General features: G+C 70.4%; 19 protein-coding genes, 1 rRNA gene and 1 riboswitch. Of the genes, 7 read left to right on the top strand and 13 right to left on the bottom strand.

Annotated features, from left to right (window positions below):
- Positions 1-29: 29 nt before the first annotated feature.
- Together AB0L75_RS36255 and AB0L75_RS36260 are read left to right on the top strand one after the other, a co-directional pair.
- Positions 30-854 carry an FAD binding domain-containing protein gene (locus AB0L75_RS36255; RefSeq protein ID WP_365189976.1) on the top strand — a complete coding sequence of 275 codons (825 nt, stop codon included), beginning with the start codon at positions 30-32 and terminating at the stop codon, positions 852-854.
- Positions 851-3,589 carry a molybdopterin-dependent oxidoreductase gene (locus AB0L75_RS36260; RefSeq protein WP_365189979.1) on the top strand — a complete coding sequence of 913 codons (2,739 nt, stop codon included), beginning with the start codon at positions 851-853 and terminating at the stop codon, positions 3,587-3,589. The genes AB0L75_RS36255 and AB0L75_RS36260 overlap by 4 nt, the downstream gene beginning before the upstream one ends.
- Here the strand turns inward: AB0L75_RS36260 and AB0L75_RS36265 are convergent.
- Positions 3,504-3,992 carry a molybdopterin-dependent oxidoreductase gene (locus tag AB0L75_RS36265; RefSeq protein ID WP_365189982.1) on the bottom strand — a complete coding sequence of 163 codons (489 nt, stop codon included), beginning with the start codon at positions 3,990-3,992 and terminating at the stop codon, positions 3,504-3,506. The genes AB0L75_RS36260 and AB0L75_RS36265 overlap by 86 nt on opposite strands.
- A gap of 242 nt (positions 3,993-4,234) precedes the next feature.
- Between AB0L75_RS36265 and modA the strand changes: the two genes are divergently transcribed.
- Genes modA through AB0L75_RS36285 form a run of 4 tightly spaced genes read left to right on the top strand, consistent with a single transcriptional unit; the run spans position 4,235 to position 7,464 of the window.
- Positions 4,235-5,032, top strand: a complete 798-nt coding sequence (gene modA / locus AB0L75_RS36270; protein WP_365190024.1) for a molybdate ABC transporter substrate-binding protein — start codon at positions 4,235-4,237, stop codon at positions 5,030-5,032.
- A complete protein-coding gene (gene modB / locus AB0L75_RS36275; protein ID WP_365189984.1) occupies positions 5,029-5,889 on the top strand; it encodes a molybdate ABC transporter permease subunit in 861 nt (286 codons plus the stop codon). The genes modA and modB overlap by 4 nt, the downstream gene beginning before the upstream one ends.
- A 41-nt stretch (positions 5,890-5,930) precedes the next feature.
- A complete protein-coding gene (locus AB0L75_RS36280) occupies positions 5,931-7,016 on the top strand; it encodes an ABC transporter ATP-binding protein (protein WP_365189986.1) in 1,086 nt (361 codons plus the stop codon).
- 28 nt (positions 7,017-7,044) lie between these two features.
- Positions 7,045-7,464, top strand: coding sequence for a TOBE domain-containing protein (locus AB0L75_RS36285; RefSeq protein WP_365189987.1), 420 nt, complete (start codon positions 7,045-7,047; stop codon positions 7,462-7,464).
- A gap of 54 nt (positions 7,465-7,518) precedes the next feature.
- Here AB0L75_RS36285 and gcvP read toward each other — a convergent pair whose 3' ends face one another.
- A complete protein-coding gene (gcvP, locus tag AB0L75_RS36290; RefSeq protein WP_365189990.1) occupies positions 7,519-10,407 on the bottom strand; it encodes an aminomethyl-transferring glycine dehydrogenase in 2,889 nt (962 codons plus the stop codon).
- 171 nt (positions 10,408-10,578) lie between these two features.
- A riboswitch (glycine riboswitch) is annotated at positions 10,579-10,674 on the bottom strand.
- Positions 10,675-10,793: 119 nt separating this feature from the next.
- Here gcvP and AB0L75_RS36295 point away from each other — a divergent pair.
- Positions 10,794-11,159 carry a PRC-barrel domain-containing protein gene (locus tag AB0L75_RS36295; RefSeq protein ID WP_365189993.1) on the top strand — a complete coding sequence of 122 codons (366 nt, stop codon included), beginning with the start codon at positions 10,794-10,796 and terminating at the stop codon, positions 11,157-11,159.
- Here the strand turns inward: AB0L75_RS36295 and AB0L75_RS36300 are convergent.
- From AB0L75_RS36300 to rrf, 11 genes are all read right to left on the bottom strand, one after another.
- The gene (locus AB0L75_RS36300) at positions 11,087-12,538 is read right to left on the bottom strand and encodes a DNA polymerase IV (protein ID WP_365189995.1); all 1,452 of its coding nucleotides are present in this window, start codon (positions 12,536-12,538) and stop codon (positions 11,087-11,089) included. The genes AB0L75_RS36295 and AB0L75_RS36300 overlap by 73 nt on opposite strands.
- 73 nt (positions 12,539-12,611) lie before the next feature.
- The gene (locus AB0L75_RS36305; RefSeq protein WP_365189997.1) at positions 12,612-13,295 is read right to left on the bottom strand and encodes a MerR family transcriptional regulator; all 684 of its coding nucleotides are present in this window, start codon (positions 13,293-13,295) and stop codon (positions 12,612-12,614) included.
- 228 nt (positions 13,296-13,523) lie between these two features.
- The gene (locus AB0L75_RS36310; RefSeq protein WP_026253112.1) at positions 13,524-13,997 is read right to left on the bottom strand and encodes a bifunctional nuclease family protein; all 474 of its coding nucleotides are present in this window, start codon (positions 13,995-13,997) and stop codon (positions 13,524-13,526) included.
- Positions 13,998-14,082: 85 nt separating this feature from the next.
- Positions 14,083-14,820 (bottom strand): MerR family transcriptional regulator, encoded by a 738-nt coding sequence (locus AB0L75_RS36315; protein ID WP_365190000.1) that lies wholly within the window; start codon positions 14,818-14,820, stop codon positions 14,083-14,085.
- A 43-nt stretch (positions 14,821-14,863) separates the two neighbouring features.
- Entirely contained in the window at positions 14,864-15,694 is an 831-nt protein-coding gene (locus tag AB0L75_RS36320) for an FHA domain-containing protein (protein WP_365190003.1), read from the bottom strand.
- Between the two features lie 190 nt (positions 15,695-15,884).
- Positions 15,885-16,718: a DUF881 domain-containing protein gene (locus tag AB0L75_RS36325; protein WP_365190006.1), complete on the bottom strand. Its 834-nt coding sequence runs from the start codon at positions 16,716-16,718 to the stop codon at positions 15,885-15,887.
- A gap of 5 nt (positions 16,719-16,723) precedes the next feature.
- Positions 16,724-17,056, bottom strand: coding sequence for a small basic family protein (locus tag AB0L75_RS36330; RefSeq protein ID WP_003988855.1), 333 nt, complete (start codon positions 17,054-17,056; stop codon positions 16,724-16,726).
- Positions 17,053-17,970, bottom strand: a complete 918-nt coding sequence (locus AB0L75_RS36335) for a DUF881 domain-containing protein (RefSeq protein WP_365190008.1) — start codon at positions 17,968-17,970, stop codon at positions 17,053-17,055. The genes AB0L75_RS36330 and AB0L75_RS36335 overlap by 4 nt, the downstream gene beginning before the upstream one ends.
- Before the next feature lie 122 nt (positions 17,971-18,092).
- Positions 18,093-20,588 (bottom strand): mannose-1-phosphate guanyltransferase, encoded by a 2,496-nt coding sequence (locus AB0L75_RS36340; RefSeq protein ID WP_365190010.1) that lies wholly within the window; start codon positions 20,586-20,588, stop codon positions 18,093-18,095.
- A 114-nt stretch (positions 20,589-20,702) separates the two neighbouring features.
- Positions 20,703-21,311: a CDP-alcohol phosphatidyltransferase family protein gene (locus AB0L75_RS36345; RefSeq protein WP_365190013.1), complete on the bottom strand. Its 609-nt coding sequence runs from the start codon at positions 21,309-21,311 to the stop codon at positions 20,703-20,705.
- A 107-nt stretch (positions 21,312-21,418) separates the two neighbouring features.
- A 5S ribosomal RNA gene (gene rrf, locus AB0L75_RS36350) occupies positions 21,419-21,513 on the bottom strand; the annotation flags it as partial.

Below are 21,513 nucleotides of genomic sequence, written 5' to 3' on the forward strand. Positions count from 1 at the left end.
GGCCGTTTCCCGTTGGTTCACTTTCGGCCATGGACCTGAACACGGTGGTCGAGATACGAGACGCCGGCCGGCCCGCGCCGTGGCGGCCGGGGGACGCCTGGCTCGGCGGGGGAACGTATCTGTTCTCCGAGCCCCAGCCGCAGCTGCGGCGCCTCGTGGACCTGAGCCGGATGGGCTGGACACCCGTGCAGCGCCACCCGGACGGCTCGCTGGAGCTGGCCGCCACCTGCACCATCGCCGAACTATCGCGCTGCGCCCGTGACTTGATCACCCCGGCGGCTCCCCTCTTCGAGCAGTGCTGCCGGGCGTTCCTCGCCTCGTTCAAGATCTGGAACATGGCCACGATCGGCGGGAACCTGTGCAACGGCCTGCCCGCCGGCCCGATGATCTCCCTCACGGCCGCCCTGGACGGCGAGTGCCTGCTCATCGCCCAGGACGGCTCCCGGCGCCGCATCCGGGTCGCCGACTTCGTCGTCGGAGCGGGCCGCAAGGACCTCGCCGAGGGCGAGCTGCTGCGCTCGGTCACCCTGCCCGCCCGCGCCCTGGCCTGCCGTACAGCCTTCCGGCAGGCCTCGCTGTACGGCCTGGGCCGCTCGGCCGCCCTCGTCATCGGCACGCTCGACCCCGTCGACCACTCGGTCGCACTCACCGTCACCGCCGCCACCATCCGCCCGGTGCGGCTCTGGTTCCCGCTCGCCCCGACGGCCGGTGCGCTGCGCGCGGCGATCGACGCGGCCGTCGCGGACGGCGAGTGGTTCGACGACATCCATGGACTGCCCGAGTGGCGGCGGCACATGACGTTCCGGATGGCGGAGGAGATCCGCCGCGAGCTGGTGGAGGAGGAGTGGCGATGAAGGTGGAGGTCAACGGGAGGTCCTTCGAGGAGGAGCCCCGGCCCGGCCAGTGCCTGCGCACCTATCTGCGCGAACGCGGCTGGTTCGGGGTGAAGAAGGGCTGCGACCAGGGCGACTGCGGCGCCTGCACGGTCCACATCGACGGCGAACCCGTGCACAGCTGTCTGTACCCGGCCTTCCGGGCCGACGGCCACCATGTCACCACCGTCGAGGGCCTCGCCTCCCCGGACGGCGAACTCCACCCCGTCCAGCAGAAGTTCCTCGACGCACAGGGCTTCCAGTGCGGCTTCTGCACGGCCGGCTTCCTGATGACCACGGCCGCCCTCGACGAGGACGAACTCGCCGACCTGCCACGGGCGTTCAAGGGCAACCTGTGCCGCTGCACCGGCTACCGGGCCATCGAGGACGCCGTACGCGGGGTGAAGAACGTGGAGGCGCCCGCGCCGGGCGAGTCCGTCGGCCGCAGCCTGCCCGCCCCGGCCGGACCGCAGGTCGTCACCGGCACCGCCCGCTACACCTTCGACATCGACGTGCCCGGCCTGCTCCATATGAAGCTGCTGCGCTCCCCGCACGCCCACGCCCGCATCCTCGCGATCGACACCTCCGCCGCCCTGCGCGTCCCCGGCGTCCAGGCCGTGTTCACCCACCGCGACGCGCCGGAACGGCACTTCTCCACCGCCCGCCACGAGCACCCCGAGGAGGACCCGGACGACACCCGCGTCCTCGACGGCACGGTCCGCTACATCGGCCAGCGCGTGGCGGCCGTCGTCGCCGACAGCGAGGCGGCCGCCGAGGAGGGCTGCCGGCGGATCGAGGTGACGTACGAGGTGCTGCCGGCCGTCCTCGACCCCGAGGAGGCCATGCGGCCGGGCGCTCCCGTGGTCCACGACAAGGACGCCCGGACGGCCCGGATCTCCCGCCCCGACGCCAACGTCGTCGGCGAGGCGCACGGGGAGATCGGCGACGTGGCGGCCGGCTTCGCCGAGGCCGACGTCGTCTACGAGGAGACCTTCCGCACCCAGCGGGTCCAGCACGCCAGCCTGGAGACGCACGGGGCCCTCGCCTGGATCGACGAGGACGGCCGGCTCACCGTCCGCACCAGCTCCCAGACCCCGTTCCTCACCCGCCGCGCCCTGTGCACCCTGTACGACCTGCCCCTGGAGCAGGTCCGGGTGATGGCGGGCCGGGTCGGCGGCGGGTTCGGCGGCAAGCAGGAGATGCTGGTCGAGGACGTCGTGGCGCTCGCCGTACTGAGACTGCGCCGCCCGGTGAAGCTGGAGTACACCCGCGCCGAGCAGTTCTACGGCGCGACCACCCGGCACCCGTTCACCGTCCGGGTCAAGGCGGGCGCCCGCCGCGACGGCACCCTCACCGCCCTCCAGCTGCGCGTCGTCGCGAACACGGGGGCCTACGGGAACCACGGCCCGGCCGTGATGTTCCACAGCGTCGGCGAGTCCATGGCGGTCTACCGCTCGCCGCACAAGAAAGTGGACGCTTTCTCGGTGTACACGCACACCGTCCCGGCGGGCGCCTTCCGCGGCTACGGCCTCGGTCAGGTGCTGTTCGCGGTCGAGTCCGCGCTGGACGAGCTGGCCCGGCGCCTCGACCTGGACCCGCTGGAGTTCAAGGCCCGCAACATCATCGGCCCCGACGAGCCGATGCTCACCCCGGGCGGCCACGAGGAGGACCTGCACATCGCGAGCTACGGCCTGGACCAGTGCCTGTCGATCGTGCGCCGGGCGCAGTCCGAGCCCGGCGCGCCCGCGCCCGAGGGCTGGCTGGTAGGCGAGGGCGCGGCCCTGGCGATGATCGCGACCGGCCCGCCCGGCGGCCACATCGCCGACGCCAAGGCCACCCTGCTGCCCGACGGCACCTTCGATCTGGCCGTCGGCACGGCCGAGTTCGGCAACGGCACCACGACCGTGCACAAGCAGATCGCCGCCGGTGAACTCGCCACCACCGTCGACCGGATCGCCATCCGCCAGTCCGACACGGACGTCGTACGGCATGACACCGGCGCCTTCGCCTCCACCGGTACGGTCGTCGCCGGCAAGGCCACCCTGCGCGCCGCCCGCGCCCTCGCCGACCAGCTGCTGGACTTCGCCGCCGCGCATCTGGGCGCTCCGCGCGCCGACTGCCGGCTCGCCGAGGAGGCCGTGCTGCACCCCGGCGGACGGCTGCTGCTCAAGGAGGTGTACGCGGCCTCCCGCGCGGTCGGCCTAGAACTGGCCGCCGAGGGGCACTTCGGCGGTACCCCGCGCTCGGTCGCCTTCAACGCGCACTGGTTCCGGGTGGCGGTCGATCCCGGCAGCGGCGAGATCCGCATCCTGCGCAGTGTGCACGCGGCCGACGCCGGCAAGGTGATGAACCCGATGCAGTGCCGGGGCCAGGTCGAGGGCGGGGTCGCGCAGGCGCTCGGCGCCACGCTCTTCGAGCGGGTCCTGCTGGACGAGCGGGGCGCGGTCGACACGGCCGCCTTCCGCCGCTACCGGCTCCCGCAGTACGCCGACGTTCCGCGCACCGAGGTGCACTTCATGGAGACGGCCGACGCGATCGGGCCGCTGGGCGCGAAGTCGATGAGCGAGAGCCCCTTCAACCCGGTCGCCCCGGCCCTCGCGAACGCCCTGCGGGACGCGACGGGTGTGCGGTTCACCGAGGTGCCGCTGCTGCGTGACCGGGTGTGGCGGGAGCTGGAGCGCCACAGCGGTAGCCGCCGTCCACCCGGATCGCCGTGATCCCGCTGATGTGCCGGGCCCCGCACCGGTCCTGCGGGAGCACCAGCTGGGGCCCGGCCGCGTCCAGCGGGGTGTCGTCGATGGTCACGCCCAGCAGGACGGGGGCGTCCGCGAAGTCCGGGTCGATCTCGGCCCAGGACAGCACGGCGTGGTGGCCGTCGGTGCCGGTGACGGAGATGAGGAAGCGCAGCCGGTCCTTGCGGCGTGCCGGGTCGAAGCCGGGCCCCGCGGCGAGGAGGACGTCGTACAGACGCGGGCCGGCGAACCGGTGGTGCTGGATGCCGCTGGTCGCGCAGTCGAAGCTGACGTCCGCCCGGTGCTGCGGCCAGCGGAGCAGGTCCGGCACGGTCAGCCGGGCGGGCCGGGCCAGATCGCCGGTCAGGGCCAGTTCCACGAGCGTCACCTGCGACCACCTCCCGCAGCACCGTACCCCCGGCAGAGCGCCGTGCAAACGCACATGCAAGCTACAAGTCACAAGTTCGCAGCTCATGCGATGCGACAGAAGACTTGGGGCTGGCAGATGCGGCAGTATCATCGCCGTCACGGCCGGTTGAACGTGCCGTGACAGGGCGCGAAAGTTGTTCCGCAGAAACTCGATCGAGGAGTAGAACCGTGAAGACCCGTTCCGTGCGCAGGACCCGGCGGATGCTGCAGGTGGCCGGCGCGGGAGCCGCCGCCCTGATGGCCCTGAGCGCCTGCTCCTCCTCCGACTCGTCCAAGTCCAAGGACAGCTCGGCGTCGTCCGGCTCGTCGGCCTCCGCGAAGCTGTCCGGCGATGTCACCGTGTTCGCCGCCGCCTCCCTGAAGGAGAGCTTCTCGACCCTGGGCAAGGAGTTCGAGAAGCAGCACCCGGGCACCCACGTCAACTTCAACTTCGGCGGCAGCGACACCCTCGCCGCCAACATCACCGGCGGTGCCCCGGCGGACGTCTTCGCCGCCGCGAGCCCCAAGACGATGAAGATCGTCACGGACAAGAAGGACGCGGCCGGAACGCCGGCCACCTTCGTCCGCAACCAGCTGGAGATCGCCACCGTGCCGGGCAACCCGCACAAGGTGGCCTCCCTGAAGGACCTCACCAAGTCCGGTCTGAAGGTCGTGCTGTGCGACAAGACCGTGCCGTGCGGCGCTGCCGCCCAGAAGGCCCTGGACGCCAGCGGCCTGAAGCTCACCCCGGTCTCCTACGAGCAGGACGTCAAGGGCGCGCTGACCAAGGTGGAGCTGAAGGAGGCCGACGCCGCGGTCGTCTACAAGACCGATGTGCACGCCGCGGGTGACAAGGTGCAGGGCGTGGAGTTCCCCGAATCGGCCAAGGCGATCAACGCCTACCCGATCGTCCTGCTGAAGAACGCGCCGAACGCCGAGACCGCCAAGGCGTTCATCGCCCTCGTGCAGTCCGCCGAGGGCCAGAAGGTGCTGAGCCAGGCCGGCTTCCTCAAGCCGTGACCTCGCTTCTCAAGCCCGGCGCCGCGACCGGTCCCCGCACGGACCGGCCGCGGCGCCGCCGCGTCGGCGCGGGGGGCCGACGCGGGGTGCCGTTGCCTCTGCTGCTGCCGGGCCTGCTGGCGCTGGCGTTCCTGCTGCTGCCGCTGCTCGCGCTGCTCATCCGCGCGCCCTGGGGCAGCCTGCCGGGCCAGCTGTCCAGCACCGAGGTGTGGCAGGCGCTCCAGCTGTCGCTGATCAGCGCCACCGCGGCGACGGCCGTCAGTCTCGTCCTGGGCGTGCCGCTGGCCTGGCTGCTGGCCCGTACGAGCTTCCCCGGCCGGGGGATCGTACGGGCCCTGGTGACGCTGCCCCTCGTCCTGCCGCCGGTGGTCGGCGGTGTCGCCCTGCTGCTCGCCCTCGGCCGCAACGGGGTGATCGGCACGTGGCTGGACTCCTGGTTCGGGATCACCCTGCCGTTCACCACCACCGGGGTCGTGATCGCGGAGGCGTTCGTCGCGATGCCGTTCCTGGTCATCAGCGTCGAGGGCACCCTGCGCGCGGCCGACCCGCGCTTCGAGGAGGCGGCGACCACGCTCGGCGCGTCCCGCTTCACCGCCTTCCGCCGGGTCACCCTGCCGCTGATCGCGCCCGGCATCGCCGCGGGCGCGGTCCTGGCCTGGGCGCGTGCGCTCGGCGAGTTCGGTGCGACGATCACCTTCGCGGGCAACTTCCCCGGCCGCACCCAGACCATGCCCCTCGCGGTCTACCTGGCCCTGCAGAACGACCCCGACGCCGCGATCTCGCTCAGCCTGGTCCTGCTGGCGGTGTCGATCGCGGTGCTGGCCGGGCTCCGGGACCGCTGGATGACGGGGGCGTGACGATGGCAGCGGGCCCAGGGCGTGTGCGAACGTACAGAGCCATGACCCACATCGACGCCCCCGTGGCCGACCTACGGAAGGCGGGAGACGAGGGACTCGACGCCCGCCTCGTCGTCGACCGCGGCTCCTTCCGCCTGGACGTGTCCCTCACCGCCGCCCCCGGTGACGTCGTCGCCCTCCTCGGCCCCAACGGCGCCGGCAAGACCACCGCCCTGCGCGCCCTGGCCGGTCTCGTCCCGCTCACCGACGGCCATCTGCGCCTCGACGGCACCACGCTGGAGCGCACTCCCCCGGAGTCCCGACCGGTCGGCGTCGTCTTCCAGGACTATCTGCTCTTCCCGCATCTGTCGGCGCTGGACAACGTGGCCTTCGGCCCGCGCTGCCAGGGCGTGCCCAAGGCCGAGGCACGGGCCCAGGCCGCCGCGTGGCTGGACCGGATGGGCCTCGCCGACCACGCGGGCGCCAAGCCCCGCCGGCTCTCCGGCGGGCAGGCCCAGCGCGTGGCACTCGCCCGGGCGCTGGCCACCCACCCCCGGCTGCTGCTCCTGGACGAGCCGCTGGCCGCCCTGGACGCCCGTACCCGCCTGGAGGTCCGCGCCCAACTGCGGCGCCATCTGGCCGAGTTCGAGGCGGTCGCCGTCCTGGTCACGCACGACCCGCTGGACGCCATGGTGCTCGCGGACCGCCTGGTGGTCATCGAGCACGGCCAGGTCGTCCAGGAAGGCACCCCCGCCGACATCGCCCGCCACCCGCGCACCGACTACATCGCCCAGCTCGTCGGCCTCAACCTCTACCGGGGCCGGGCGGAGCGGCACACGGTCCGACTCGACGCCGGTCCCTCGATCACCACCACGGAAGACCTGTCCGGGCCGGTCTTCGTGGCGTTTCCGCCGAGCGCCGTCACGCTGTTCCGGCACCGGCCCACCGGTGCCAGCGCCCGTAACCTCTGGCGCTGCGAGGTGAGCGGCCTGGAGACGCACGGCGACCAGATCCGCGCCGACCTCGGCGGCGAACTCCCCCTCGCCGCCGACCTCACCACGGTCGCCGCCGCCGAACTCGAACTGCACCCGGGTGCTGCCGTCTGGGCGACGGTCAAAGCGACGCAGACACACGCATACCCGGCCTGAGCGGGCGGGCGCCCTACCGTGGGTGCCCATGACCCTGAGCATCCGCAACCAACTCCCCGGCACGGTCACGTCGATCCAGCCGGGCGAGGCCATGGCCACCGTCAAGATCCGCCTCGACGGAGGCCAGGACCTGACCGCAGCGATCACCCTGGAGTCCGTCCGGGACCTCGGCCTCTCCGCGGGCTCCGCGGTGCGGGCCCTGGTGAAGTCCACCGAGGTCTCCCTCGCCACCGCGCCGATCGACCGCGTCTCGATCCGCAACCAGCTGCCGGGCACGGTCACCGACATCGCGGCCGGCGCCGCGATGGCCACCGTGAAGATCTCCATCGACGGCGGCTCGGTGACCTCCGCCATCACCAAGGAGTCGGCCACCGACCTCGGACTCTCCGCCGGCTCCGCCGTGGTCGCCCTGATCAAGTCCACCGAGGTGGCACTGGCGACGGCATGACGCGGCGAGGGCCCCGCCCGGAATCCGGACGGGGCCCTGAACGTCACCGCGGGCTCAGTCCTCGTACGCGTCCAGCGGCGGGCAGGAGCACACCAGGTTGCGGTCGCCGAAGGCCTGGTCGATGCGGCGCACCGGCGGCCAGTACTTGTCGGCGGCCGAGACACCGGCCGGGAACACGGCCTCCTCGCGGCTGTAGGCGTGCGCCCACTCACCACCGAGCGCGGCCGCGGTGTGCGGGGCGCCCCGCAGCGGGTTGTCCTCGGCCGGCCACGCGCCCGAGCCGACCTTCTCGATCTCCGCGCGGATGGCGATCAGCGCGTCGCAGAAACGGTCCAGCTCGATGAGGTCCTCGGACTCGGTCGGCTCGATCATCAGCGTGCCGGCCACCGGGAAGGACATGGTCGGCGCGTGGAAGCCGTAGTCGATCAGACGCTTGGCCACGTCGTCCACGCTGACGCCGGTCGCCTTGGTCAGCGGGCGCAGGTCGATGATGCACTCGTGCGCGACCAGGTTGCCGGGGCCGGTGTAGAGCACCGGGTAGTGCGGCTCCAGGCGCTTGGCGATGTAGTTCGCCGAGAGCACGGCCACCTGCGTGGCCCGCTTGAGGCCCTCGCCGCCCATCAGCCGGACGTACGCCCAGGAGATCGGCAGGATGCCCGCGGAGCCCCAGGGAGCCGCCGAGATCGGGCCGACGCCCGTCTTCTGCGGACCCGCGGCCGGCTGCATCGGGTGGTTCGGCAGGTACGGCGCGAGGTGCGCGCGGACCGCGACCGGGCCGACGCCCGGGCCACCGCCGCCGTGCGGGATGCAGAAGGTCTTGTGCAGGTTCAGGTGCGAGACATCGCCGCCGAAGTGGCCCGGCTTGGCGAGGCCGACCAGGGCGTTGAGGTTGGCGCCGTCGACGTACACCTGGCCGCCGGCCTCGTGCACCCGGGCGCAGATGTCGGCGACGTGCTCCTCGAAGACGCCGTGCGTCGACGGGTAGGTGATCATCAGCACCGCCAGCTCCTCGCGGTACTGCTCGATCTTCGCCCGCAGGTCCTCGACGTCGATCTCGCCGTCCTCGGCGGTCTTGACGACGACGACCTTCATGCCGGCCATCACGGCGCTGGCCGCGTTGGTGCCGTGCGCGGAGGACGGGATCAGGCACACGGTGCGCTGCTCGTCGCCGTTCGCCCGGTGGTAACCGCGTACGGCGAGCAGACCGGCCAGCTCGCCCTGCGAACCGGCGTTCGGCTGCAGGGAGACCTTGTCGTAGCCGGTGACCTCGGCGAGACGTTCCTCCAGCTCGCGGATGAGCGTGAGGTAGCCCTCGGCCTGCTCGGCCGGGGCGAAGGGGTGCAGCTGGCCGAACTCGGGCCAGGTGACCGGCTCCATCTCCGTGGTCGCGTTGAGCTTCATGGTGCAGGAGCCCAGCGGGATCATGCCGCGGTCGAGCGCGTAGTCGCGGTCGGCCAGCTTGCGCAGGTAGCGCAGCATCGCGGTCTCGGAGCGGTGCTGGTGGAAGACCGGGTGGGTGAGGCAGGCGTCGGTGCGCAGCAGATCCTCGGGGAGGGTCTCCTCGGCGGTCGCGTCCAGCGCCTCGACCTCGCCCTTGACGCCGAAGGCGGACCAGACGGTGGCCAGCTGGTCCCGCGTGGTGGTCTCGTCGCAGGCCAGGGAGACATGGTCGGCGTCGACCAGGTGGAGGTTGACCCCGTTCTTCCGGGCGTCGGCGACGACCTCGATGGCCTTGCCGGGCACGCGCGCGGTGAGGGTGTCGAAGAAGGCGCCGTGGACGATCTCGACACCGCCCGCCTTCAGGCCCGCGGCGAGGAGCGTGGCGTAGCGGTGCGTCCGCCGGGCGATGGCCTTGAGCCCCTCCGGCCCGTGGTAGACGGCGTACATGCCGGCCATGACGGCGAGCAGTACCTGCGCGGTGCAGATGTTGCTGGTCGCCTTCTCGCGGCGGATGTGCTGCTCACGGGTCTGCAGCGCGAGCCGGTAGGCCTTGTTGCCGTCGGCGTCGACGGAGACGCCCACGAGACGGCCGGGCAGGCTGCGCGCGAACTTCTCGTGCACCGCCATGTAGCCCGCGTGCGGACCGCCGAAGGCCATCGGCACACCGAAACGCTGCGTCGTACCGACGGCGATGTCCGCGCCCAGCTCGCCCGGCGAGGTCAGCAGGGTCAGCGCGAGCAGGTCGGCGGCGACGGTGACCAGGGCGCCCAGCTCGTGCGCCTGGTCGATGACCGGCTTGATGTCCCGTACGGCGCCGGAGGCGCCCGGGTACTGGATCAGCACGCCGTTGATCTCGCGGGCGGCGATGTCGGCTGGGATGCCCTCGCTGAGGTCGGCGACGACGACCTCGACCCCGGTCGGCTCGGCGCGCGTCTCTATGACGGCGATGGTCTGCGGCAGCGCGTCCGCGTCGACCAGGAACAGGCCCTTCTTGTTCTTGCCCATGCGCCGGGACAGCGCCATCGCCTCGGCGGCGGCCGTTCCCTCGTCGAGGAGGGAGGCACCGGAGGTGGGCAGGCCGGTGAGGTCGGCGACCACGGTCTGGAAGTTCAGCAGGGCCTCGAGGCGCCCCTGGGAGATCTCCGGCTGGTAGGGCGTGTAGGCCGTGTACCAGGCGGGGTTCTCCATGACGTTGCGCAGGATGACGGGCGGCGTGAAGGTCCCGTAGTACCCCAGGCCGATCATCGAGCCGAGGACCTGGTTGCGCTCGGCGAGCGAGCGCAGCTCGGCCAGCACCTCGGCCTCGGTGCGGGCGCCCGGCAGATCGAGGGCATCGGCGTTCTTGATCACGTCCGGGACCGCCGCTGCGGTCAGCTCGTCCAGCGAGCCGTAGCCGACCTGCGCGAGCATCTTGGCCCGCGCCTCCTGGTCGGGCCCGATGTGACGCTGCTCGAAGGGGATGCCCGCTTCGAGCTCGGAGAGCGGAATGCGATGGGCGGTCATTGCGGAGGCCTCCTGGTCTGACGCGACCTTCGAGGGGCACCACGGCGCGGTTACCCCGACGGCCTCCCCCTCTGTCATCTCAACCTGAGAGCTTCACCGGGCGCCCGAAGAGCCCGGCTTTCACCGTCGGTGAGGGCGGGAGTCGACACCCGCCCTGCTTTCCAGAGTGACCTCGTCCGTGCGGTACGTGAGCCTGAGAGATTCCGGGGAGGAGTTGCTCCTTCGGCGCCTCCGAGGATGATCGGAGGACTCTCCCGCACGGGGTCAGCAGCCGCTGTCAGCCTACCAGCGAGGTCAACGGCCGAGCCCTCGAGTGGCCGCTTCGTTGAATGTGCTCTTTTGTAGTGGTTACGGATGAGTTGCGACCACGTGGAGGGAGAGGGACCGTGCAGACCGACATCGATCCGCGCAACCTGATCGGCCGCAAGGCGTTCGACCGCCATGGCACCAAGATCGGCACCGTCGACGAGGTCTACCTCGACGACGCGACCGGCGTGCCGGAGTGGGCTGCCATACGCACCGGCCTGTTCAGCCGTGACGCGTTCGTCCCCCTGGAGCCGAGCGAACTGGTCGAGGGCACCCTCCACGTCCCGTTCGACCGGGCCCTGATCAAGGACGCCCCCGACTTCGGCGTGGGCCGCCATCTCTCCCCCGAACAGGAACTCCAGCTCTACCACCACTACGGCCTGGATGTGGCCCCACCCGTACCGGACCACGACTTCGGCAAGCTGGCGGGGTCGGAGGAGGCCTGAGCGTGTCGGCCGCCGCTCGGCTGATCCGGACGAGCGGGTGGGTGGGAAGGAACCGGAACCAGCGGCAGCGGATCGGCCGCCTCCAGCGCAGGATCGCCGACGAAGAACGTCCGCACCCTCCCCGGAGGGGACTGCGGCGTCTCGAACCGCACCGTCACCCGCCCCAGCCCGCTCCCCTGCACCCACCCGTGCCCGTACTCCGTGTGCCGTATGTCCTGCCCCGCACGCCACTGGCGCTCCACCGGCTCCGGCCGCTCCGCAACGGTCTCAACCTCACCCTGCTCCGGCTCTGCCGCCGGAGGCACTGGCATGGCCTGCGCGAACAGGTCCTCCTGCGTGTAGTCGGCGAGGCCGGAGACGCCCACACCCAGCAGCCGCACCCCGCCCGTGGTGTCCACGGAGTCCAGCAGCCGCGCGGCCGCCTCCCGGACCACCGCCGGATCGTCCGTGGGCCCTCTGAGCGTCTCGGAGCGGGTCAGGGTCGAGAAGTCGTACCGGCGTACCTTCAGCACGATGGTCCGCCCGGACAGCCCGGCTCCGCGCAGCCGGCCCACACACCGGTCGGCGAGCCGCTGCACCTCCAGCCCGATCCGCAGCCGGTCATGGATGTCCACGTCGTAGGTGTCCTCGACCGACACCGACTTCGCCTCGCGCTCGGCCACCACGGGCCGCTCGTCCTGGGCCAGCGCCATGGCGTACAGCGCGTGCCCGTGCGCCTTGCCCAGCAGCCGTACCAGCTCGTCCTCCCCCGCCTCGGCCAGCTCCTGCACCGTGGTGATCCCGGCTCTGCGCAGATGGTCCCCGGTGGCCGGCCCCACCCCGGGAAGTGTCCGCACCGGCAGGGGCCCGAGCAGGTCCCGCTCGGTGCCGGGATCGATGACCACCAGGCCGTCCGGCTTGGCCTGCTCGGAGGCGATCTTGGCGAGCATCTTGGAGGCGGCGAGCCCCACCGAGCCGGTGAGCCCGGTGACCGCCCGGATGTCCGCGCGCAGCCTGATCCCGGTCAGCCGCGCCGACTCCTCGTCCCAGGCCGTCCCGCCGGCCTCCAGGTCCACGAACGCCTCGTCCAGGCTAAGCGGCTCCACCAGCGGCGACAGCTCCCCCAGCAGCGCCATCACCTGCTCGCTGACCGCCCGGTACAGCGTGAAGCGCGGCACCAGATACGCGGCATTCGGTGCCAGCCGGCGTGCCTGGCCCATGGGCATCGCCGAGTGGACCCCGAAGGCGCGTGCCTCGTACGACGCGGTGGCCACCACCCCGCGCGGTCCGAGGCCGCCCACCACGACCGCCTTCCCGCGCAGGCTCGGCTTGGATGCCTGCTCCACCGAGGCGTAGAAGGCATCCATGTCGAGATGCAGGATCGTGGGCGCGTTTCTCACATCTCCGATGCTGCACCACGGCACTGACAATGCCCGGTCCTGGGAGGACCGGTGTCAGCTCGCAGGTCCGGTGTCAGACCGCCCGGTTGCGGCGCCGCGCCAGCTCGTCGGCGGGATTGTGCCCGACGAGGGTCTCGCCGGTGTCGATGCGCTCGCCGTGCAGCTGGGAGAGCGCGCTTTCCACGTCCCGCCACACCACGCCGACGGCGATCCCGAAGATGCCCTGACCGCCCTGGAGCAGGGCGTGGACCTCGTCCGGCGAGGTGCACTCATAGACCGTGGCACCGTCGCTCATCAGCGTCATCCGCTCCAGGTCGCGAAAACCGCGTTCTCTGAGGTGCTGCACGGCCGTGCGGATGTTCTGCAGCGATACCCCGGTGTCCAGGAACCGCTTCACGATCTTCAGGACGACCACGTCCCGGAAGCTGTAGAGCCGCTGTGTGCCGGACCCGTGGGCGGGCCGCACGCTCGGCTCGACCAAGCCCGTACGGGCCCAGTAGTCGAGCTGCCGGTAGGTGATGCCAGCGGCCGCGCAGGCCGTCGGCCCGCGGTAGCCGATCTCTTCCGATGCCATGGACGCCGCCCCTCCGCCGTTCGGCACCACCGTCGGTCGCTGCGGAGCGTGATCGACCGCGCTGCTCGGCTGGGGGTACCCCCGATTCGCACGCAGCTGAGAGCTAGGGGGAGGGTACGGACCGCTCTCCCCGAACCCGCGTCCGGGGGCACCCCCAGCCGTACCGTCGCCGCTGGTTCTCACGCCGACCTCCGTCCTTGACCTGCCTTCACGACGGTAGGCAGTCACCAGGGGTGCGTCAACGATCGCCACACTCGGCACGCCGAGTGATAATCACCCAAGGAGTGGTTTCCCGTGCCCCACCGCGGGGAAAGGCTAGCCGAATGCGCTGGCGGGAGACCGTAGGACGCTCTCATTGGCCGGTGGCAATTGCCCGTGCTCCGGGCGTCGGCGCGCACCGGCGGCGCGCGCTCACTGGCTGCTCGTGCCGAAGTCCTCGGGCGAGATCTGGTCGAGGAACTCGCGGAACTTCTCCACCTCGTCCTCCTGCTCGTCCGGGATGGCGATACCGGCGTCGTCCAGCACCGTGTCACTGCCGTAGATCGGCGTTCCCGTGCGCAGGGCCAGTGCTATGGCGTCGGAGGGACGGGCGCTGACCTCGACGCCGCTGGCGAAGACCAGCTCCGCGTAGAAGACACCCTCACGCAGGTCGGTGATGCGTACTTCGGTCAGCTCCTGGCCCACGGCCTCCAGCACGTCCTTGAACAGGTCGTGCGTCAGCGGCCTGGCGGGGGCCATGCCCTGCTGGGCGAACGCGATCGCCGTCGCCTCCCCCGGCCCGATCCAGATGGGGAGGTAGCGGTCGCCTCCCACTTCGCGCAGGAGCACGATCGGTTGGTTGGAGGGCATTTCGACCCGGACACCTACGACATCGAGCTCGTTCACACAGCAACCCTAGGCCGTGCCCGGGACGTTTGGGTAGTCGGGCCGGGAACAGGTGCCCGATCCGGCCTCCGGCAGCCCCTGGCCCTCACGGCAGCCGCACCCCGAGAGCGATCTGCACCAGTGCAGCGTGCAGCTTCACCGTGAGCGCCGCCAGTTCCTTCGTACGGGCCTCGGCATGCGCCCTGGTCTGCGGGTTGCGGTGACGCTTCAGCGGGGCCACCACCTGGTCCACGAGTCCCGCCTCGCGATCGGCGGCCGCCTTCATCACCCGAAGGTGGCGGGGTTCGATCCCGAACCGGCCCAGTTCGGCCACGAGCGAGGCGACGGTGACCGCCTCGGCGTCGTACGCCCCGTCCTCCAGGGGAGCGATGAGCCCGTACGACTCCCACTCCTTCAGCTCGCCCTCGTCGATGTCCGCGGCGGCCAACAGCTCGTCCCTGCCGACCCGGGCCACCGTGGGCGCCCTCAGCAGCTCCGGGACATCATCCCCGGTGCGCTGACGCCCCACGACAGGCAGTGGGACGGCCTCGCCCTTCTCCATGGCGTCCAGGTGCTCGCGGATCACCTTGAGCGGCAGATAGTGGTCCCGCTGCATCCTCAGTACATGGGCCAGGCGCTCGACATCCCCGGCACTGAACTTGCGGTACCCCGAAGGGGTCCGCTGCGGCTCGATGAGCCCCTCGGACTCCAGGAAACGGATCTTGGAGATGGTGACTTCGGGGAACTCGTCGCGCAGCACGCTCAGCACCGTGCCGATGCTCATCAGCCCACTGTCCCTGGCGGCGGTACCGCTTCCGGCACCGCCGCTCGGTGTTTGAAGCATGGACCTTCCCTGGGGTCCCCCCGGACACCGGTCCGGGGGTGGGTCAGATGCCCTGCCGGCTCGCGTAGAACACCAGCCGGTACTTGCCGATCTGCACCTCGTCGCCGTTCGACAGAGCGACCTGGTCGATCCGCTCGCGGTTGACGTACGTGCCGTTCAGACTGCCCACGTCGGCCACGGTGAACGAGCCGTCCGGGGAGCGACGGAACTCCACGTGCCGACGCGAGACCGTGACGTCGTCCAGGAAGATGTCGCTCTGCGGATGACGGCCGGCCGTGGTCAGGTCGCTGTCCAGCAGGAAGCGGCTGCCCGAGTTCGGTCCCCGGCGCACCACCAGCAGCGCCGAGCCCGGCGGCAGCGCGTCCACCGCGGCCTGCGCCTCCGGCGACAGCATCGGCACCTGCGTCTGCCCGGTCACCTCGGAGTCGTAGGCCTCGAGGCCCGAGATGGAGATCGTGGACGTCGTCTCGGAGGCGCGCTCCGGGACCGCTCCCGGGCGCAGCGGCGCGCCGCAGTTGGAGCAGAAGCGGGCGTTCTCCGCGTTGCGGTTACCGCACCTCGTACACACCAGGACCGACATGGACGGATCCTCCTGCTGCGGTTGCCCCGCAGGGGCGTTGGACGCGTACGGACCGGAGGCGTACCCTCCGCCCGCACCTGAGGCTGACGGCTGCCCGAAACCTATGCCGCCGGACTGGGCAGGGTCAACCGACGCCCCGCCCTGACCTCCGGAAATGTCACCGCCCGGACCAGCGACCTGGTCCCGGAACAGCGGGCGCTGGCCCTCCGCGTCAGGCTGCGCGCGATGCCGAGCGGTCGCGTTGTCGCTGCCCTCTCGCGCGCTCTTGCCGAACAACTTCGCAAACAACTTCACGGGCGATTCCCCTTGACCGAAACAGACCCGCCCGTGGGGCAGGACGAACCCTGATTGCCTACACCGGCCGAGCCGGACATTCTCACAACGTCCGTAACCACCAGACAGTTTCCATCACGCACCACCCCTTCGGTGCGCCGACCCCCCGCAACCTCATGCCCCTGCCGGACGGCCCCCATGCACCGCCGGTTCACTGGGAGGACGACCGAGCGTAGTCAGGCCGCTTCGCCTGTCGCAAGGCGTCCACGACGATCTTGTTCGACTGCTGGACCGTGACCGTGGCCTGCTCCTTCTCCAGCGTCTGCACCACGCCTCCCGGGATGTTCAGTGCGGGGTCCAGGTCCTGCGGCTTGCCGATGACCTGGAAACGATAGGGGGCGTTGATCTTGTTCCCGTCGACGCCGACACTCTTGCCGGAATCCGTGAAGTAGGTGCCCGCGACCACCCGGACCCCGTTGACCTGGATCGCCTCGGCACCGGCCGCGCGCAGCTCCTGGATCGCGTCGAGCAGCATGTCCGCCTTGACCGTCCCCTTCGTGTCCTCGATGGTCATCGTGATGCCGGGACCCTGCGCCGCCACGGTGCCCGCCAGGATGCCGAGTTGCTTCTCCTTCTCGGCCGTCTGCTTGCGAGCCTCCGCAGCCTGGTCGGAGCTGCTCTGCAGTTCCTGGCGCTGCTTGTCGAGTCCCTGCTTCTCGTCCTCAAGACGCTGAGTACGCGAATCCAGTTCATCGAGGATGCGGACAAGATCTTCCTGACGTGCGCCGCGGAGCGCGTTGTCGCTGTTGCTGTTCGACGCCACCTGCACCGCGAGGCCGAACCCGAGGCCGAACAGCAGCAGGGCGACGATGAGTTGGGCCCGGGTGATCCGCAGCGGCCACAGCCCCTTGACCAGCCGCTGCCGCCCGGTCAGCGGCGCTGCGGTCTGCTCCTCCTCGGGCGCCGGCTCCGGTGCCCGCGCGGGCACCTCCTCGGGCAGTTCCTTGCGCAGCCTGTTCTCCGGCCGCTCGTTCTCCTCACCCATCGCTGTCACGCCCGGAACACGTGGCGCCGGATCGCCGCGGCGTTGGAGAAGATCCGGATGCCCAGGACCACCACGACACCGGTGGACAGCTGCGCGCCCACCCCCAACTTGTCGCCCAGGAACACGATCAAGGCGGCCACGACCACGTTCGACAGGAACGACACCACGAAGACCTTGTCGTCGAAGATGCCGTCGAGCATGGCCCGCAGACCGCCGAACACGGCGTCCAGCGCCGCGACCACGGCGATCGGCAGATACGGCTCGACGACCGCCGGAACCTCGGGCCGGACCAACAGGCCGGCCACGACTCCCACGACGAGGCCCAGTACGGCGATCACGATGTGCCCTTCTCCGTCTTCTCGGTGCTCGGCTGTGCTGTGCGTACGATCACACTGGGTGCGGCGGGCAACCGTACGTCACTCTCCGTGGAGATGGTGGCGCGGATGCCGAAGTTCTGCTCCAGGGCATGTAGGTACAGCCCGTCGTCGCTGTTCTGGAACCCGGTGCTCAACCGTTCCCCGTCCCCGACCGCCAGCACCGTGTACGGCGGCACCAGCGGCCTGTTGTCGACCAGTATCGCGTCCCCCGCTGCCCTGACCGCGGACAGGGAGGTCAGCCGCTGGCCATTGATGGAGACGGCCTCCGCGCCGGACTGCCACAGCCCGTTGACCACACGCTGCATGTCCCGGTCGCGCACCCGGCCGGTGTCGGAGAACCCCGAGGTCTCTCTCGGGTTGGTGCCGTCACCGCCGGAACTTGCCTCTTTGGCGTCGTTCACGACGAGCCTGACGCCGGGCCCGTGGACCGCGGTGGCACCCGACAGAACGCCCACCAGGTCCACCTGCGCGCTGCCACCGCTCGACTTCAGCGCCGCCCGCTGGCGCGCGCTGACATCGTCACGCAGCTTGTCGACCGTGCCCTCCAGCCTGTCCGCGGCCGCGGTCTCGCTGTCGACACGGTCGATCAGCTCCTGGTGCTCCTTGGCCACCACCGGCGCCGCCGCCTGCGTCTGCGCCGCCCCGACGGTCACGACCAGCGCCGCGAGGACGAGGCCGGCCGCGAGGCCCAGCTTCGCCCTGAGGGTCTTGGGCAGCCCGCCCTCGCCCTGGGACTTCTTCCGGGCGGCGGCCTCGGCGTACCCGTCGTCGAGGCTGTGATCCATGACGTTGGTGATCAACGACATGGAGGCGTCCGGGCGCTGGGGCCGCGCGGGGCTGCTCCGAACGGGGGGTTGCTGCGGCATGCCGCACATCGTCGCATGTCGCGTGCGGTTCCTCCGAATGGCCCCACCGGCGTGCCGGACAGACCCCCCTGGGGACACTTGTCCGGCACGCGCGCGTGCGTGGATTCTGCCGTCCGGCGGTGTGTGCCGCCCTACCGCCCGGCGCTGTCCACCACGGACGACCACTCGTCGAGCAGGGCCTGCGCCGAGGCGTCGTCCGGCCCCTCGGCCCACAGATGGGTGACGGCCTCGGCCGGGTCGGGCAGCACCATCACCCAGCGCCCGTCGGTCTCCACGACCCGCACCCCGTCGGTCGTGTCGACAAAGCGATCGCCGGCGGCCTCGACCACTCGCCGCATGACCAGACCCTTGACCGCCCACGGCGTCGCCAGGTCCCGTTTGAGCACGTGCGCCCGCGGGATCCGCGCGTCGATCTGGCTCAGCGTGAGCTGCGTCCGCGCCACCAGCCCGATCAGCCGCACGAAGGCCGCCGTGCCGTCGTAGACGCTGCTGAACTCGGGGACGATGAAGCCGCCCTTGCCGTCGCCGCCGAAGATGGTGCCCTCCTCGCCGCCCACGCGGGTGAGGTCGTCGGGCGAGGTGGTCGTCCACTCGACCTGGGTGCCGTGGTAGGCGGCCACCTGTTCGGCGATCCTGGTCGTGGTCACCGGCAGCGCCACCCGGCCGCTGCGCCGCTCCGCGGCCACCAGGTCCAGCATGACCAGCAGCGCACGGTCGTCCTCGATGATCCGGCCCTTCTCGTCCACGAGCGACAGCCGCTCGCCCACGGGGTCGAAGCGGACACCGAACGCCGCGCCCGAGGAGGCCACTATCTCGCCCAGCCGGACCAGACCGTTGCGCCGCATCTCGGCCGTCTCCGTGGGCCGCGACTCGTCGAGACCGGGGTTGATCGTCAGCGAGTCCACCCCGAGCTTGCCGAGCAGGCTGGGCAGCACCAGCCCGGCACTGCCGTTGGAAGCGTCGACCACGACCTTCAGACCGGAGTCGGCGATCCCGGTCGTGTCGACATTGCGCAGCAGCGAGCCGGTGTACGAGTCGAACACACTCGCCGGGAAGTACAGGTCCCCGATCTCACCGGGGAACGCACGCCGGTACTCCTGACGCGCGAACACCCGGTCCAGCTTGCGCTGACTGCCCTGCGACAGGTCGGCGCCGTTGCCGTCGAAGAACATGATGTCGACCGAGTCCGGCACACCCGGCGAGGTCCGGATCATGATGCCGCCGGCACTGCCGCGCGCGGTCTGCTGCCGGGCCACGGGCAGCGGTACGTTCTCCAGATCGCGTACGTCGATGGCACTGGCCTGGAGCGCGGAGATGACCGCCCGCTTGAGCGCACGGGCGCCCCGGGAGTGATCGCGGGCCGTGGTGACCGTGGAACCCTTCTTGAGGGTCGTCGCGTAGGCGCCGGCCAGCCGCACGGCCAGCTCCGGTGTGATCTCCACGTTCAAGATGCCGGACACCCCACGGGCCCCGAACAGATGGGCCTGCCCTCTGGACTCCCAGATGACGGAGGTGTTGACGAAGGCGCCGGCCTCGATCGTCTTGAACGGATAGACCCGGACGTTGCCCTGAACGATCGATTCCTCGCCGATCAGGCACTCGTCACCGATGACCGCGCCGTCCTCGATCCGGGCGGCCCGCATGATGTCGGTGTTCTTGCCGACGACACAGCCACGCAGATTGCTGTGCTGCCCGACGTACACGTTGTCATGCACGACGGCCTTGTGCAGAAAGGCCCCGCTCTTGACGACCACGTTGGAGCCGACGACCGTGTGCTCGCGGATTTCCGCCCCTGCCTCGACCTTCGCGTAGTCGCCGATGTACAGCGGCCCGCGCAGTACGGCATCGGGGTGCACCTCGGCGCCTTCCGCCACCCACACGCCCGGGGAGATCTCGAAGCCGTCGATGTCGACGTTGACCTTGCCCTCGAGCACGTCGGCCTGGGCCTTCACATAGCTTTCGTGGGTGCCGACGTCCTCCCAGTAGCCCTCGGCCACATAGCCGTAGATCGGCTTGCCCTCCTTCATCAACTGCGGAAAGACATCACCGGACCAGTCGACCGGAACATCGGGTTCGACGTAGCTGAAGACCTCGGGCTCCATGACATAGATGCCCGTGTTGACCGTGTCGGAGAAGACCTGCCCCCAGGTCGGCTTCTCCAGGAACCGCTCGACCTTGCCTTCCTCGTCGACGATCGTGATGCCGAACTCCAGCGGATTGGGCACCCGGGTCAGACAGACCGTGACCAGTGCGCCCTTGTCCTTGTGGAAATTGATCAGCTCCGTGAGGTCGAAGTCGGTCAGGGCATCACCGGAGATGACGAGGAAGGCATCGTCCTTCAACGCCTCTTCGGCGTTCTTGACGCTTCCGGCGGTACCGAGTGGCTTCTCCTCATTGGCATACGTGAGCTCCATTCCGAGCTCTTCACCGTCGCCGAAGTAGTTCTTGACGAGCGATGCCAGGAACTGGACGGTGACTACGGTCTCGGTGAGCCCGTGCCTTTTGAGCAGCCGTAGCACATGCTCCATGATCGGGCGGTTGGCCACGGGCAGGAGCGGCTTGGGCATGCTAGAGGTCATGGGGCGCAGGCGGGTGCCTTCGCCCCCGGCCATCACGACGGCCTTCATGTCGGAAGCGTCCTCCTCCAAGAGACGACGGTCTAGCCGACTTCACCCGTCCAGATTGTCCCGCACTTTCCCACCGCGGGCCATCGTGGCGTTACGTCCGGACAATCGCCGAGCTCAATCGGCCATGGTGTCCGCACGAACCAAACGGCGGACCTGTACCACGTAGAGCACTCCTGCCCACCAGTAGAGGGTTGTACCCCATCCGGCGAACGCCCATCCGAAAACTGCAGCGAGTGACGCGATCCAACCGGTGCCATCGCTAAGGAGAAGCAACGGGAAGGCATACATCAAGTTGAAGGTGGCTGCCTTCCCGAGGAAGTTCACCTGCGGCGGCGGATACCCATGCCGGCGGAGGATGCCCACCATCACCAGCAGAACCAGTTCCCTCGCCAGCAGCAGCGCGGTCAGCCAGATCGGCAGGATGTCCCGCCAGGTGAGACCGAGCAGCGTGGAAAGGACATAGAGCCGGTCGGCGGCAGGGTCGAGAAGCCGACCGAGACTGCTGATCTGATTCCAGCGCCGGGCGAGCTTACCGTCGAGATAGTCACTGACCCCGCTGAAGGCAAGCACGAGGAGAGCCCAGCCGTCGCTGTTGGGGCCCCCGAACTCGGGCCTGAGGATCAACCACAGGAAGAGGGGGACGCCGACGAGCCGTGCCATGCTGAGGATGTTGGGGATGGTGAGGACCCGGTCCGTCTGGACGCGGGTCTCCTGGACCTCCACCCGGGAGCCTCCTGTGCGAAACGAGCCAACGATGCCCCCTGACCCTACCTCAACGCAAAAAAGCTCCGGCCCCTGGGCGATGCCCAAGAGCCGGAGCTATAAAAGGAGTTCGGCGGCGTCCTACTCTCCCACAGGGTCCCCCCTGCAGTACCATCGGCGCTGTGAGGCTTAGCTTCCGGGTTCGGAATGTAACCGGGCGTTT

Source organism: Streptomyces sp. NPDC052101, from assembly GCF_040680235.1.
Classification (GTDB): domain Bacteria; phylum Actinomycetota; class Actinomycetes; order Streptomycetales; family Streptomycetaceae; genus Streptomyces.

Coding starts and splice junctions, on each gene's coding strand:
- AB0L75_RS36255 (WP_365189976.1), top strand. CDS start 30: ATGGACCTGAACACGGTGGTCGAGATACGAGACGCCGGCCGGCCCGCG.
- AB0L75_RS36260 (WP_365189979.1), top strand. CDS start 851: ATGAAGGTGGAGGTCAACGGGAGGTCCTTCGAGGAGGAGCCCCGGCCC.
- modA (WP_365190024.1), top strand. CDS start 4,235: ATGCTGCAGGTGGCCGGCGCGGGAGCCGCCGCCCTGATGGCCCTGAGC.
- AB0L75_RS36280 (WP_365189986.1), top strand. CDS start 5,931: ATGACCCACATCGACGCCCCCGTGGCCGACCTACGGAAGGCGGGAGAC.
- AB0L75_RS36285 (WP_365189987.1), top strand. CDS start 7,045: ATGACCCTGAGCATCCGCAACCAACTCCCCGGCACGGTCACGTCGATC.
- gcvP (WP_365189990.1), bottom strand. CDS start 10,407: ATGACCGCCCATCGCATTCCGCTCTCCGAGCTCGAAGCGGGCATCCCC.
- AB0L75_RS36315 (WP_365190000.1), bottom strand. CDS start 14,820: ATGCTTCAAACACCGAGCGGCGGTGCCGGAAGCGGTACCGCCGCCAGG.
- AB0L75_RS36325 (WP_365190006.1), bottom strand. CDS start 16,718: ATGGGTGAGGAGAACGAGCGGCCGGAGAACAGGCTGCGCAAGGAACTG.
- AB0L75_RS36335 (WP_365190008.1), bottom strand. CDS start 17,970: ATGTGCGGCATGCCGCAGCAACCCCCCGTTCGGAGCAGCCCCGCGCGG.
- AB0L75_RS36340 (WP_365190010.1), bottom strand. CDS start 20,588: ATGAAGGCCGTCGTGATGGCCGGGGGCGAAGGCACCCGCCTGCGCCCC.